This is a genomic window from Pseudomonas paralactis (assembly GCF_001439735.1).
GTDB lineage: Bacteria > Pseudomonadota > Gammaproteobacteria > Pseudomonadales > Pseudomonadaceae > Aquipseudomonas > Aquipseudomonas paralactis.
Map to the genome: position 1 here is coordinate 1 of NZ_JYLN01000011.1, position 13,575 is coordinate 13,575.

The window sequence follows — 13,575 nt, forward strand, 5'->3', positions numbered from 1 at the left end:
AGGCGCGCATTCTACAGCAGCCTCATTTGCTGTCAAGTGATTATTTTCAGAAGTTTTCGAAGATTTCTTCAACAACTTCAACCACTTGCGCTTAAGATCTCTCCGAAGCGGGAGGCGAATTCTACAGGGATTGGCACCTGCGTCAAGCCCCTAAATAAAAAAACTCAAAACGCCCTTTTGGAATCCTTTGCACCTGCCCTGAAGCTCTCTGTAAACCTCTCTATATAGAGAAAGGAGCCAGCACATTGCTGACTGCGATATTCCTCACGCAAAAAAGCAACCCGCAACAAATGCCAGGCTATCAACAGAAGCAGGATTCAGACCGAAGGAAATGCAGCAGAGGCAAACGTGAATGGCTTGTAGATAGCACTAAACGACATGGCCGGCGTTCAGCATATATAGATGGTGTCCCAGGGCCGGTTCGAACGGCCAACCTTCCCCTTAGGAGGGGGATGCTCTATCCAATTGAGCTACTGGGACAAATGACAAGTGCGTCGCCGACGAGAGCAGCGACAGACGGCGTGCATCTTAACGGCGGAGGCAGGTTTTGTCATGTCGTCCTTAGGCATTTTGCTTGTAGGGCAAACCTTGCGCATACCTGTATAGCCTCACCCAGCAAACGCAGAGGCTTACAGAGATCATGCAAATTGCACTACCTCAAAATGCCATCATTGCAAACTGCAACCCGGAGCACACACACAAATACAGCAAACAACTGATTTTAAAGGAAAATTACGTTGGCACGACATCTGCAATGTTCTTTGCATAAAGCCAAGCGAACCAAGAACCACGGAGAACATGACCATGAACAGCGCACTACTATTAGCTCTGAATGCCGTGGCTCTGGCCGCACTGGTGATATTTCATTTTCAGCCAGTCAACACTCAAGATGCCGCATTGATCAGCCAAGCGGTTCCCCATCATTTGCAACAACGCCCGCAACTGGCGGTAGTAACTGCCACCCAGCAGTCGCCCGTTCTCCTGACCCGGGAAACGCAAGCTGCACCTACATCCGAGCACTGGGTTTTCTGAGAGAACTACCGATGTCCAAACCTGCGTGGTTTTTTCTATGCTTGACCCTCATAACGGGCTTTCTGGGCTTCGCCACTGAGTCGCCTGGAGTTCAAGCCACAGCCTTCATCGTCAGCGCTGTGTTTGCCAGCCTACTGACGCTGGCCCTCATTGTTGGCCGTCGAATCAAATTCGATCCATTGCTGCGCTAACGCCCTCCTCTCTCCTTACCTTATGTCGACTCACCCTAGCAAATCGGCAAACTGCCACTAGGCTTAAGACTGAGGGCAAAAGGCCATATTGCTCTGCGCCCTTCAACCCTGACACACCGTAGCCTTGAGTGCTGGGACCCGCCCTGCATCAGCGCAAAAGTTTTCCAACCAGTCCGCAAAAATGCAAATCAGTACTGGCACAAAGCCTTTAGGCGGTTCAATATTTGTCACAGAATTGACGCCAATGAAATGGCAAATCTGAGGCATGATGCGGCCTCTTTGCAATTCGGGTTGAACTTTGGTCGTGAGCCTTGTCTTAACACTCATCTTGCGGCCAATTCCAGAAACCGCTCCCCTGAACTAACCGGTTAAATATATGCGCCCATTGAAACAGGCAATTTATTCCAGCCGTACGGCTGACAAATTCGTCGTACGTCTGCCAGACGGAATGCGGGAACGCATTGCCGAGGTGGCTCGCAATCATCACCGCAGCATGAACTCTGAAATCATCGCACGCCTGGAACAAAGCCTTATTCAGGAAGGTGCCTTGGGTGAAGAGCTGAGCATGCGCCTGGATAGCCCGGAGCTGTCACTGCACGAACGCGAACTGCTGCAGCGTTTTCGTCAGCTCTCCCACCGTCAGCAAAACGCCCTTGTCTCGCTTATCGCTCACGATGTTGAGGCGGCCGCAGAAGCCAATTGATTGACACTGAAAGCCGAAGCCAGCCATGTGCTGGCTTTTTTTTGCCTGAATTTTGGGGATAGGACGCAAAGCGGGGGCAGACGTGCCCCCGTAGAAGGGATCAGAGCAGGAAGATCGTTGCCAGGCCCAGGAAGATGAAGAAGCCACCACTGTCAGTCATGGCAGTAATCATCACACTGGCCCCCATGGCCGGATCGCGTCCAAGGCGCGCCAAGGTCATAGGGATCAATACCCCCATCAAGGCAGCCAGCAGCAGGTTCAAGGTCATGGCAGCCGTCATCACCACCCCCAAGGACCAACTGCCATAAAGGAGATAGGCCACCACACCAATCACTCCCCCCCAGACCAGGCCGTTGATAAGGCCTACAGCCAACTCCTTGCGCAGCAGGCGTGAGGAGTTGGCCGTACTCACCTGATCCAGCGCCATGGCCCGCACGATCATGGTGATAGTCTGGTTACCGGAGTTACCGCCGATACCCGCCACAATCGGCATCAACGCCGCCAACGCCACCAGCTTTTCAATTGAGCCTTCAAACAACCCGATGACTCGAGAGGCGATAAACGCTGTGATCAGGTTAACCGCCAACCAAGCCCAACGGTTATGCAGAGAACGCCAGACTGACGCGAAAATATCTTCCTCTTCACGCAAACCCGCCATATTGAGGACTTCGGTTTCACTCTCTTCACGGATCAAGTCAACGATTTCATCGATGGTCAGACGACCGATCAATTTACCGTTCTTGTCGACCACCGGAGCCGAGATCAAGTCGTAACGCTCAAAAGCCTGGGCCGCGTCGTAGGCATCTTCGTCGGGATGGAAGCTCACGGTGTCGCTGGCCATCAGGTCAGCTACTTTCTTCTCGGGATCATTGACCAACAGGCGCTTGATCGGCAACACACCCTTGAGAATGCCCTCATAGTCGACCACGAACAGCTTGTCGGTATGGCCCGGCAGCTCTTTGAGGCGACGCAGGTAACGCAGTACCACTTCCAGGCTGACGTCTTCGCGGATGGTGACCATCTCGAAGTCCATCAGCGCACCGACCTGATCCTCGTCGTAGGACAGAGCCGATCGCACGCGCTCACGTTGCTGCGTATCGAGCGCCTCCATCAACTCATGAACAACATCCCGAGGCAGCTCAGGCGCCAGGTCGGCCAGTTCGTCCGCATCCATCTCCTTGGCGGCAGCCAGGAGCTCGTGATCATCCATGTCGGCGATCAGCGTTTCACGGACCGAGTCAGACACCTCCAGGAGAATGTCACCGTCGCGATCAGCCTTGACCAACTGCCACAGGGTCAGTCGATCATCGAGCGGCAACGCTTCAAGGATGTAGGCAACGTCGGCGGAGTGCAGGTCATCGAGCTTGCGTTGTAGCTCGACGAGGTTTTGCCGATGGACCAGGTTCTCAACGCGGTCGTGGTTCGGACCTTCCTGGCGGTGCGTGAGGTCTTCGACCACACGCTGGCGCTGCAGCAGCTCGATGACTTGAGCCAGGCGATCCTGCAGGCTTTCTTGTGTTTTCTTTACTTCTACTTCGGTCATAGGCGAACTCCACTCCCAGCAGCGGGGCACGCCGGAAGGATCAATCAGTCAATTCATGATTGGTAAAACGGGGTACTGAGTAACTACTGGGTAAGTCCATGGAGGTATTCCACAAGCCCCGACGGGGCTGACGGGCGCATGATACACCGCCCGGTCGTTTTAAACGTTAAAAAACTGGAAAGAACAAGCGCTTGCGAGCCAATGTTGAGTATTGGCTGCACTTATAGAACTGCGACGACGCGCACGAGAGGGAAAACACATGAGAAAGATAAAAAGACGCACGCCAGGATAAAACCTACACAAACCCCAGACGGCAAAAAGCCCGCACTAGGCGGGCTTTTTGTTTGTATGGTGCACTCGACAGGATTCGAACCTGTGACCGCTCGGTTCGTAGCCGAGTACTCTATCCAGCTGAGCTACGAGTGCAGATTGTGTTTTTAGACCAGATCACAACTGGTTGAAGCCGAGCTACCTGCATCACTGCAACTAACTCTTAAATGGTGCACTCGACAGGATTCGAACCTGTGACCGCTCGGTTCGTAGCCGAGTACTCTATCCAGCTGAGCTACGAGTGCATTTGTTGCCGCGCATTATAGGCCGTTCAATCTCTATGTAAAGCTATTTTTTCGAGTATTTTCAACAACTTACCGAAAAAACCAGATTGCAACGTACTAAGCAAATAATGGCGGAGAACGGGGGATTCGAACCCCCGACACCCTTTTGAGGTGTACTCCCTTAGCAGGGGAGCGCCTTCGGCCACTCGGCCAGCTCTCCGCAACACGGGGCGTATATTAACCACGTTCATCCCCGTTTGCAAACATAAAAAACGATAAAAATTAAAGGCTTGGTTCTTCGTCCTTCTCTTTCTTGATCCGCAGGTAGATTTCCTCGCGGTGAACCGCTACCTCTTTCGGGGCGTTAACCCCAATACGCACTTGATTGCCTTTGACGCCGAGCACGGTCACGGTGATTTCGCCATCACCGATAATCAGGCTTTCTGCGCAACGACGAGTCAGAATCAGCATGCCTTTCTCCTCACGCATTTCAGTTCAGGAACAACAGTCTGCAAAAAAAAGGCATTCGACCTACAACCCAAAAGCCGTAGCCCTACATGCCTAAGTATTGTCGAGCCCACGCAAAAGAACATGCGCCCCACAAAAAAATGAAAGGCGCGGTAAACCGCGCCTTCCTGGCAACACATCACTCGCCCTGTCGGGCCGGAGCATCAAGCTCAAAAGCGGTATGCAGCGCGCGTACAGCCAGCTCCAGGTACTTCTCTTCGAGCACTACCGAGACTTTGATTTCCGAGGTGGAAATCATCTGGATGTTGATGCCTTCTTTGGCAAGGGCACCGAACATACGGCTGGCAACGCCAGCATGGGAACGCATCCCCACGCCTACAATCGACACCTTGGCAATCTTGGTATCGCCGACCACTTCACGGGCGCCAATTTCGTTCGCCGTGTTCTGCAGGATTTTCAATGCTGCATCGTATTCGTTGCGGTGCACGGTGAAGGTGAAATCGGTGGTGTTATCGTGCGAAACGTTCTGCACGATCATGTCGACTTCAACATTCGCATCGCTGACAGGACCCAGAATCTTGAAAGCCACGCCCGGGGTGTCTGGCACGCCACGGATCGTCAGCTTGGCTTCATCGCGATTGAAAGCGATGCCGGAAATGATCGGCTGTTCCATGGATTCCTCTTCATCAATAGTAATGAGGGTGCCCGGACCCTCCTTGAAGCTGTGCAATACGCGCAGCGGAACGTTGTACTTGCCGGCAAACTCCACCGCACGAATCTGCAACACCTTGGAACCAAGGCTGGCCATTTCCAGCATTTCTTCAAAGGTGATCTTGTCGAGGCGCTGGGCCACTGGCACGACGCGCGGGTCAGTGGTGTAGACGCCATCCACATCGGTGTAGATCTGGCATTCGTCAGCCTTGAGGGCTGCCGCCAATGCCACGCCAGTGGTGTCGGAACCGCCACGCCCCAGGGTAGTGATGTTGCCTTGCTCATCCACACCCTGGAAGCCCGCTACAACTACCACGCGCCCAGCCTTCAGATCAGTACGAATTTTCTGATCATCAATTTGCAGGATGCGCGCCTTGGTATGTGCGCTGTCGGTAAGAATGCGCACCTGGCTGCCCGTGTAGGACACCGCTGGCACGCCACGCTTGTTCAGGGCCATGGCCAACAGCGCAATGGTCACCTGCTCGCCCGTGGACACAATCACATCCAGCTCACGTGGCAGCGGCTGTTGATCCCCACTGATGGCCTTGGCCAGGTCGATCAGGCGATTGGTCTCGCCACTCATGGCGGACAGCACCACTACCAGGTCATCGCCGGCATCGCGGAATTTCTTAACCTTGTCGGCGACCTGCTCGATTCTTTCTACAGAGCCGACCGAGGTGCCTCCAAATTTCTGTACGATCAAAGCCATTTCCAAGCCGCCTCAGCCCGTAAAGGGGCGCCTAATATCCAATCCACCGGCACTGAACAAGCCCGTGACTAAACCACGGGCCGATTAACAGTGCCTTAAATACCTGCCTCGACAAACGGCACGGTCAAGGCCAGGGCCGCGTCCAGGGCACCGGCGTCTACACCACCGCCTTGCGCCATGTCCGGACGACCACCGCCCTTGCCGCCCACTGCCGCTGCGGCTTGCTTCATCAAATCACCGGCTTTGAGTTGGCCAGTCAGGTCCTTGGTTACACCGGCAACCAGAACGACCTTATCCTCATGGACACTGCCGAGCAGGATCACTGCGCGGCCGAGCTTGTTCTTCAACTGATCGACCAAGGCCAACAACGCCTTGCCGTCCTGACCATCCAGGCGCGCCGCCAGAACTTTTACATCCTTGACGTCAACCGCCGAGGCTGACAGATCATCGCCCGCAGCGCTGGCCGCCTTGGCCTGCAACTGCTCCAGCTGTTTCTCCAGCGCACGGTTGCGCTCCAGCACGGCAGACAGTTTGTCGATCAGATTGTCACGGCTGCCCTTGACCAGGCTGGCCGCTTCCTTGAGTTGTTCTTCGGCGGCATTGAGGTAAGCCAGGGCCGCAGCACCGGTCACCGCCTCGATACGACGCACACCGGACGCCACACCGCCTTCGCTGATGATTTTCAGCAGGCCGATATCGCCGGTACGGTTGGCGTGGATACCACCACACAGTTCCACCGAGAAGCTACCGCCCATGCTCAGTACGCGCACTTCATCGCCGTACTTCTCGCCAAACAGCGCCATGGCACCCTTGGCCTTGGCGGTTTCGATGTCGGTTTCTTCAGTCTCTACCGGCGTATTCTTGCGCACCTCGGCGTTGACAATATCTTCCAGCGCCTTGATCTGCTCAGGCTTGATTGCTTCAAAGTGGCTGAAGTCAAAGCGCAGGCGCTGGCTGTCGACCAACGAGCCCTTTTGCTGAACGTGCTCACCCAGCACTTGGCGCAAGGCCGCGTGCAGCAAGTGAGTGGCCGAGTGGTTCAATGCAGTGGCGTGGCGTACCTCGGCATCAACCTGGGTATCCACAGGCGCACCGACGGTCAGGCTGCCCAACACCAACACACCGTGATGCAGGAAAGCACCGCCAGTCTTGGTGGTGTCGCGCACCTCGAAACGGCCGGAGGTCGAGCTGAGGAAACCACAATCGCCGATCTGTCCACCCGATTCGGCGTAAAACGGGGTCTGATCCAGCACCACCACCGCTTCTTCGCCTTCGTTCAATACATCGACCGACTTGCCGTCTTTATAGATGGCGACGATCTTGGCCGAGCCGGCGGTAGCCTTGTAGCCGATGAACTCGGTGGGTACGTCAACCTTGACCAGGGTGTTGTAGTCCAGGCCAAAGGAGCTGGCGGAACGCGCACGCACACGCTGGGCTTCCATTTCACGCTCGAAACCCGCCTCATCGATGGTCAGCTCACGCTCACGGGCGATGTCGGCCGTCAGGTCCATCGGGAAACCGTAGGTGTCGTAAAGCTTGAACACCACGTCACCCGGCACCACGGTGCCTTTGAGCTCAGCCAGGTCCTGCTCAAGAATCTTCAGGCCATGCTCCAGCGTCTTGGAGAACTGCTCTTCCTCGGCCTTGAGCACGCGCTCGATATTGCTTTGCTGCTGCTTGAGTTCCGGGAAGGCATCGCCCATCTCGGCAACCAGTGCAGCCACGATTTTGTAGAAGAAGCTGCCGGTGGCACCCAGCTTGTTACCGTGACGGCAGGCGCGGCGGATAATGCGACGCAGCACGTAGCCACGCCCTTCGTTGGACGGCAACACACCATCGGCAATCAGAAAGCCGCAGGAACGGATGTGGTCCGATACCACCTTGAGCGACGACTGGCCTTCATTGGCGCAACCAATGGCCGCAGCCGAAGCGCTCAGCAGGTTGGTGAACAGGTCGATTTCGTAGTTGGAATGAACGTGCTGCATGACCGCACTGATCCGCTCCAGACCCATGCCGGTGTCTACCGACGGCGCCGGCAGCGGATGCAACACGCCATCGGCGGTGCGGTTGAACTGCATGAACACGTTGTTCCAGATTTCGATGTAACGGTCACCGTCTTCATCCGGCGAGCCCGGTGGGCCACCCCAGATGTCCGCGCCGTGATCGTAGAAAATCTCGGTGCAAGGACCGCACGGGCCGGTATCGCCCATGGTCCAGAAGTTATCGGACGCATAAGGCGCGCCCTTGTTGTCGCCGATACGAATCATGCGCTCGGCAGGCACACCGATTTGCTGGGTCCAGATGTCATAGGCTTCGTCGTCCGTCGCGTAAACGGTAACCCAGAGTTTTTCCTTGGGCAGCTTCAGCACATCGGTCAGGAAGGTCCAGGCGAAGGTGATCGCGTCCTTCTTGAAATAGTCGCCGAAGCTGAAGTTACCCAGCATTTCGAAGAATGTGTGGTGACGCGCGGTGTAACCGACGTTTTCCAGATCGCTGTTCTTGCCGCCGGCGCGTACGCACTTCTGGCTGCTGGTGGCGCGGGTATAGGCGCGCTTTTCCTGACCCAGGAAACAGTCCTTGAACTGGTTCATCCCCGCGTTAGTGAACAGCAGGGTGGGGTCATTGCCTGGGATCAAGGAGCTGGAGGCTACACGGGTGTGACCTTGCTCTTCGAAGAAGCGAAGGAAGGCTTCACGGATTTCTGCGCTTTTCATTAGGTTCTTCCACGGAGGCTGCGGCCAAAGGCCAGTGCGCAACATCATCAGACGGAGCGACGGCAAAGGGCCGCATTATATCGGCCCTTTGCCGGTGGTACAGCGTGTTTATGTGATAGAAACAGTCAATTAGACGGCCTGCACTGTCATTTCTGCGAAAATGCGACAAATGCCTGCACGACTTGCTCGATCTGTGCCCGGCTGACATCCAGATGCGTGACCATACGCAGGCGCGGCGCGGCGCTCAACTTGATCCCACGCTCTGCGGCAAAGGCTTTCAACGCTTGCGCCTGGTCGCCGATTTGCACATAGACCATGTTGGTCTGCACCGGCTCCACCGTATAACCGGCCTTGCGCAGCTCATCCCCCAGCCACTGCGCGTTGGCGTGGTCCTCGGCCAGGCGTTGTACCTGATGATCGAGGGCATACAGCCCCGCCGCCGCCAGCGAACCCGCCTGGCGCATACCGCCACCGACCATCTTGCGCAGGCGCCGGGCCTTGGCGATCAACGCCGTGGAACCGCACAGCACCGAGCCGACTGGCGCCCCAAGGCACTTGGACAGGCACACCGATACCGAATCGAAATGCTTGGCGATGTCACGCGCGTCCACCCCCAGTTTGACCGCCGCGTTGTAGATCCGCGCGCCGTCCAGATGCAGCGCGAGGCCATGTTCACGGGTAAACGCTCGCGCACTGGCCAGGTACTCCATCGGCAGGACCTTGCCCTGCATGGTGTTTTCCAGCGCCAGCAAGCGCGTGCGGGCAAAGTGGAAATCATCAGGCTTGATCGCCGCCAGCACGTGGTCAAGGTCCAGAGAACCGTCCGCCTGCACTTCCAGCGGCTGCGGCTGGATCGAACCCAGCACCGCCGCCCCGCCGCCTTCGTACTTGTAGGTATGGGCCTGCTGGCCGACGATATATTCCTCGCCGCGTTCACAATGAGCCATCAATGCCAGCAGGTTGCTCATGGTGCCGGTGGGTACGAACAACGCCGCAGCGAAACCCAGGCGCTTGGCCAGTTCAGCCTCCAGCATGTTGACGCTGGGGTCTTCGCCATAGACGTCATCACCGCTGACGGCACAGGCCATCGCGTCGAGCATACCGGGGGTGGGTTGGGTCACGGTGTCGCTGCGCAGGTCAATCACGGTCATGAAGGGGGCCTCTAACAGAATGGATAAGTCCTTTTGTGTGTGATTACTGCGGGCAAAGCCACGCAATATCAAGCCCCCCATGCATTCAATCGAATACCAACCAAACAAACCGATATAGCTTATCGATACGGCAACCGTGCAGTTTTTGAAAAACCGTGTTAAAAACTCTCCGCCGCCAGGGTTCTGGCGGCAACGTTCTCAGGGCGGGGTGCAATTCCCCACCGGCGGTAATTGCACGCAATGTGCATAGCCCGCGAGCGCTTGGCGTCTTGAACTGCTTCGGCAGGACGGCGACAAGGTCAGCAGACCCGGTGTGATCCCGGGGCCGACGGTCATAGTCCGGATGAAGAGAGAACGGGATTGGCACCTAAGGGCCGCGCGCCTGTTTGCGCACGCGTACCCTTAAATCCCATTCGATTCATAACGCCCTGTTTTTTTCTTAAACAGGAGTCAGAACATGCAACCCACCGCAATCGACAGCAAAAGCAAAAACCACCACGGCGAGCGTGTCGCGTTTATCCAGGCCTGCTGGCACAAGGATATCGTCGACCAATCGCGCAAAGGCTTCCTCGCCGAAATGATCGCCCAGGGCTACCAGGAATCGGACATCGACTTTTTTGAAGTCGGCGGTGCCTTTGAACTGCCCCTGCACGCCAAGCTGCTGGCCAAGACCGGTCGCTATGCGGGCATCGTCGCCGCCGCACTGGTGGTGGACGGTGGTATCTACCGTCACGAATTCGTCGCCCAATCGGTGGTCAGCGGTTTGATGCAGGTTCAACTGGAGACCGAAGTGCCGGTGTTCTCGGTGTCCCTGACGCCGCATCATTTCCACGCCGGCAGCGAACACACCACGTTCTTCTATGAGCACTTCGTGCACAAGGGTCAGGAAGCTGCGCGCACCTGCGCCGATACCCTGCACAAGGTGAGGGCGATCCGCCGTAGCGAGCCGCGTGCTGTAGCGGTCTAAACCCAGTGTGGGAGCTGGCTTGCCTGCGATGCAGACACCTGGGTGTATCAGTGATACCCAGGTGATGCTATCGCAGGCAAGCCAGCTCCCACATTTACATCGAGTCAGGCCTTGAGATCTACACCAGGCCAGCATCCGTGGTTGGCACGATCAATATCCCGGCGCGCAAGCCGTTCTTCACCTTTGGGTTGGGGAAGATGATGCGGGCGCCCTCCTCCTCGATCACCCAGCGGGTCTTGGCCACGTCTTCGGCCAGCAGGTAGCCCTTTTCCAATTCCGAAAAGTTTTCCACATCTGCGGGCAGGTGCATCAGGAAGGCGTCGCTGTGCTTGATCACTTCTCGCGCAACGGCGAAGAGTTGCAGGCCGTCGAGGCTACCGGTCTCAGGCTCGTTACCCTCGATGATCTGCTTCAGACGCGCTTCCAGGCGCGACACGTCCACACCGTCGTTCTGCCCGAACGGGCGCGCCTTGCCCAACTCCAGGGTGAACGCCTCGGCGCCGAGTTGCTCGTAGGTAAACGCGGTGAAGGTAATCGAGGTTTTGTTCTGCAGCAACACCGCTTGCATACCGGCGGCGTTCAGACGCGCCAGTTCACGGCGCGAATGTTGACGCCCTTCCTTCCACGGGTAGAGGGCAAACTGCTCGATCTTCGAACCACGAATCGCGGTATGCAGGTCGTAATGCAGGCGCGAGCGGCCAGGCTGGCTGAAAAAGCTGCGGGCCAATTGCTCAAGCTCAGCGGCGCGCATCGCTTCGGGGCCGATGTTTTGTTCATGACGGCCGTTGAACAGCCGGTTGACGTCCAGTTCGAGGTAACGCTCACCGCGGCGCATGGCCTCGGTATTGCCGAACAGGAACAGAATACGGGTGCGGGGTTTGATTTCCCCGCGGGCAATGCCATGCAACAGGCGGTCGAGCAACTCGATCGGCGCGGTTTCGTTGCCATGGATGCCGGACGACAGCAGCAGGTCGCTGCCATTGTCCCGGGCTTCAGGAGGGCGCACTTCAAGCGCGCCCTCGCTGAGCCAGCGCATCTGCACGCCGTCGACAGTCAGTTGAATTTTTTGCGCCGGTTCGCGACCGGCGAGGGTCAGTTCAAGCAGTTTGCCGAGGGCGAGCATAAGCAGCTTCCTTAGTGGTTGCAGCCAGGACCATGGACGTGATCGTCGTCATCACCTTCAACGTCGGCCGGTTCCATTTCCAGTTGCAGGCTCATCAGGTTGGTCGCCAACGGGCGCATCAGCAGGTTGGCGTACTCGGCGTCGCCCTCCTCCACGTCCACACCGATCAGCAACTGGCCACGGCCATCGTGCTGGATCCAGATCTCCTTGCCCTGCCAGACCACGGCGACGCGGGTGCATGAGGTTTCCAGCTGGGTGCCGTCGGTGTCTTCAAGGATCAGCTTCAGGGTGTCGGTCATAAATAAAATATCTCAGCCGTATGGCGTTAATTGATCTGGAAAGGATAAACCGAGCCCAGTTTAAGGATTTGCGTCAGTTCATCCAGTGCCGTCCGGCACTCAAGCAGCAACTGCGGGTCAGCCAGGTCGGTTTCGCGCAGGCTGTCGCGGTAGTGCTTGTTGACCCATTGGGTCAGGGTGTCGTACAGCGGCGCGGTCATGATAACGCCTGGATTCACCGCCGCCAGTTCGGTTTTGTTCAAGGCAACGCGCAAGCGCAGGCACGCCGGGCCGCCGCCGTTTTGCATACTTTGCTTGAGGTCGAACACTTTGACTTCGCGGATCAGGCCACCGGAGTTGGTCAAGCCCTTGAGGTAATGCCATACGCGCTCATTGGCGCGGCATTCTTCCGGCACGATCAGCAGCATCGAGCCGTCAGCGCGGGTCAGTAACTGGCTGTTGAACAGGTAGGAACGCACAGCGTCTTCAACACTGACCTGGGCACGGGGCACACAGATGGACTGGAAGTTGCCGCCCAGCTTGCCCAGCTTGCCGTGCAGTTCGGCGAGCATCTGTTCGGTGTTGAGGAATGCATCCTCGTGATAGAACAGCACTTCACCGTTACCCACTGCGATCACATCGTTGTGGAACACGCCTGCGTCGATCACCGCCGGGTTCTGCTGGGCATAGACCACGCCGTCATCTTTCAGACCGTGCAGGCGTGCAACGGCTTGCGAGGCTTCAAGGGTCTGGCGTGCCGGGTACTTCTGCGGCGCTGGATAACGGCTGTCGAAGGCACTGCGGCCAAACACGAAGAACTCAACACCAGCCTCACCGTATTCACGGCAAAAGCGCGTGTGGTTGGCCGCGCCTTCATCGCCAAACTGCGCCACCGCCGGCAACGCGGCGTGGTGGGCGAAGTGCTTGGCGTCGGCAAACATCGCACCCAGTACGCGGCTGGTGGTGGGGTGTTCGATGCTGCGGTGATATTTGCAATTGAGATTGGCGGCGGTGAAATGCACGCGGCCATCTGCGGTGTCGGCGCTTGGGCTGACAGTCGCCGCGTTGGCGACCCACATGCTGGATGCCGAGCAACTGGCGACCAGCAACGGCATGGCCTGCTTGGCCGCCTGCTGGATCACCTGAGCGTCAGTGCCACTGAAACCGAGGTTGCGCAACGCGGCCACATCCGGGCGTTCCTGAGGGGCCAACACACCTTGCACAAAACCCATGTCCATCAGGGCCTTCATTTTCTGCAAGCCCTGCAGCGCCGCTTCCTTGGGGTTGGAAGACTGCTGGCTGTTACTTTGGGACGCGACGTTGCCGAAGGACAAACCGCCGTAGTTATGGGTCGGCCCCACTAGACCGTCAAAATTGACTTCACAGGATTTCATCGGCGAGGCTCCACGAACATCTGTTTTTATAGGCATC

General features: G+C 57.2%; 12 protein-coding genes, 4 tRNA genes and 1 riboswitch. Of the genes, 4 read left to right on the forward strand and 12 right to left on the reverse strand.

Annotated features, from left to right (window positions below; genetic code table 11):
* Window positions 1-403: 403 nt before the first annotated feature.
* Window positions 404-480: transfer RNA gene (locus TX23_RS22905), tRNA-Arg, on the reverse strand.
* Between the two features lie 324 nt (window positions 481-804).
* Here TX23_RS22905 and TX23_RS27550 point away from each other — a divergent pair.
* The 3 genes from TX23_RS27550 to TX23_RS22915 all read left to right on the forward strand — a co-directional run bounded on the left by TX23_RS27550 (window position 805) and on the right by TX23_RS22915 (window position 1,926).
* Complete coding sequence (locus tag TX23_RS27550) at window positions 805-1,032, forward strand: hypothetical protein (RefSeq protein WP_082629696.1); 228 nt, start codon at window positions 805-807, stop codon at window positions 1,030-1,032.
* An 11-nt stretch (window positions 1,033-1,043) separates the two neighbouring features.
* Complete coding sequence (locus TX23_RS28535) at window positions 1,044-1,223, forward strand: PA3371 family protein (protein ID WP_057704166.1); 180 nt, start codon at window positions 1,044-1,046, stop codon at window positions 1,221-1,223.
* 376 nt (window positions 1,224-1,599) lie between these two features.
* Window positions 1,600-1,926, forward strand: a complete 327-nt coding sequence (locus TX23_RS22915; protein ID WP_003193592.1) for an Arc family DNA-binding protein — start codon at window positions 1,600-1,602, stop codon at window positions 1,924-1,926.
* Window positions 1,927-2,026: 100 nt separating this feature from the next.
* Here the strand turns inward: TX23_RS22915 and mgtE are convergent, their stop codons facing one another.
* From mgtE to ltaE, 8 genes are all read right to left on the reverse strand, one after another.
* Window positions 2,027-3,469 (reverse strand): magnesium transporter, encoded by a 1,443-nt coding sequence (gene mgtE / locus TX23_RS22920; protein ID WP_005790606.1) that lies wholly within the window; start codon window positions 3,467-3,469, stop codon window positions 2,027-2,029.
* Between the two features lie 349 nt (window positions 3,470-3,818).
* Window positions 3,819-3,895, reverse strand: a tRNA-Arg gene (locus tag TX23_RS22925).
* 72 nt (window positions 3,896-3,967) lie between these two features.
* Window positions 3,968-4,044: transfer RNA gene (locus TX23_RS22930), tRNA-Arg, on the reverse strand.
* Between the two features lie 108 nt (window positions 4,045-4,152).
* Window positions 4,153-4,243: transfer RNA gene (locus TX23_RS22935), tRNA-Ser, on the reverse strand.
* 62 nt (window positions 4,244-4,305) lie between these two features.
* Entirely contained in the window at window positions 4,306-4,494 is a 189-nt protein-coding gene (gene csrA, locus TX23_RS22940; RefSeq protein ID WP_003175645.1) for a carbon storage regulator CsrA, read from the reverse strand.
* 175 nt (window positions 4,495-4,669) lie between these two features.
* Entirely contained in the window at window positions 4,670-5,911 is a 1,242-nt protein-coding gene (locus tag TX23_RS22945; protein ID WP_057704167.1) for an aspartate kinase, read from the reverse strand.
* A gap of 95 nt (window positions 5,912-6,006) precedes the next feature.
* Entirely contained in the window at window positions 6,007-8,625 is a 2,619-nt protein-coding gene (alaS, locus tag TX23_RS22950) for an alanine--tRNA ligase (RefSeq protein WP_057704168.1), read from the reverse strand.
* Between the two features lie 146 nt (window positions 8,626-8,771).
* Window positions 8,772-9,776 (reverse strand): low-specificity L-threonine aldolase, encoded by a 1,005-nt coding sequence (gene ltaE, locus TX23_RS22955; RefSeq protein WP_057704169.1) that lies wholly within the window; start codon window positions 9,774-9,776, stop codon window positions 8,772-8,774.
* A 190-nt stretch (window positions 9,777-9,966) separates the two neighbouring features.
* A riboswitch (FMN riboswitch) is annotated at window positions 9,967-10,136 on the forward strand.
* A 97-nt stretch (window positions 10,137-10,233) separates the two neighbouring features.
* On the opposite strand from ltaE, the gene TX23_RS22960 reads away from it, so the two are divergent.
* Window positions 10,234-10,743 (forward strand): 6,7-dimethyl-8-ribityllumazine synthase, encoded by a 510-nt coding sequence (locus TX23_RS22960; protein WP_032879834.1) that lies wholly within the window; start codon window positions 10,234-10,236, stop codon window positions 10,741-10,743.
* Between the two features lie 118 nt (window positions 10,744-10,861).
* Here TX23_RS22960 and astE read toward each other — a convergent pair whose 3' ends face one another.
* Genes astE through astB form a run of 3 tightly spaced genes read right to left on the reverse strand, consistent with a single transcriptional unit; the run spans window position 10,862 to window position 13,538 of the window.
* Complete coding sequence (gene astE / locus TX23_RS22965; RefSeq protein ID WP_057704170.1) at window positions 10,862-11,866, reverse strand: succinylglutamate desuccinylase; 1,005 nt, start codon at window positions 11,864-11,866, stop codon at window positions 10,862-10,864.
* Between the two features lie 11 nt (window positions 11,867-11,877).
* Window positions 11,878-12,165 (reverse strand): hypothetical protein, encoded by a 288-nt coding sequence (locus tag TX23_RS22970; RefSeq protein WP_003175651.1) that lies wholly within the window; start codon window positions 12,163-12,165, stop codon window positions 11,878-11,880.
* A 26-nt stretch (window positions 12,166-12,191) separates the two neighbouring features.
* On the reverse strand, window positions 12,192-13,538 hold the full coding sequence (gene astB / locus TX23_RS22975) for an N-succinylarginine dihydrolase (protein WP_057704171.1): 1,347 nt from the start codon (window positions 13,536-13,538) through the stop codon (window positions 12,192-12,194).
* Between the last annotated feature and the right edge of the window lie 37 nt (window positions 13,539-13,575).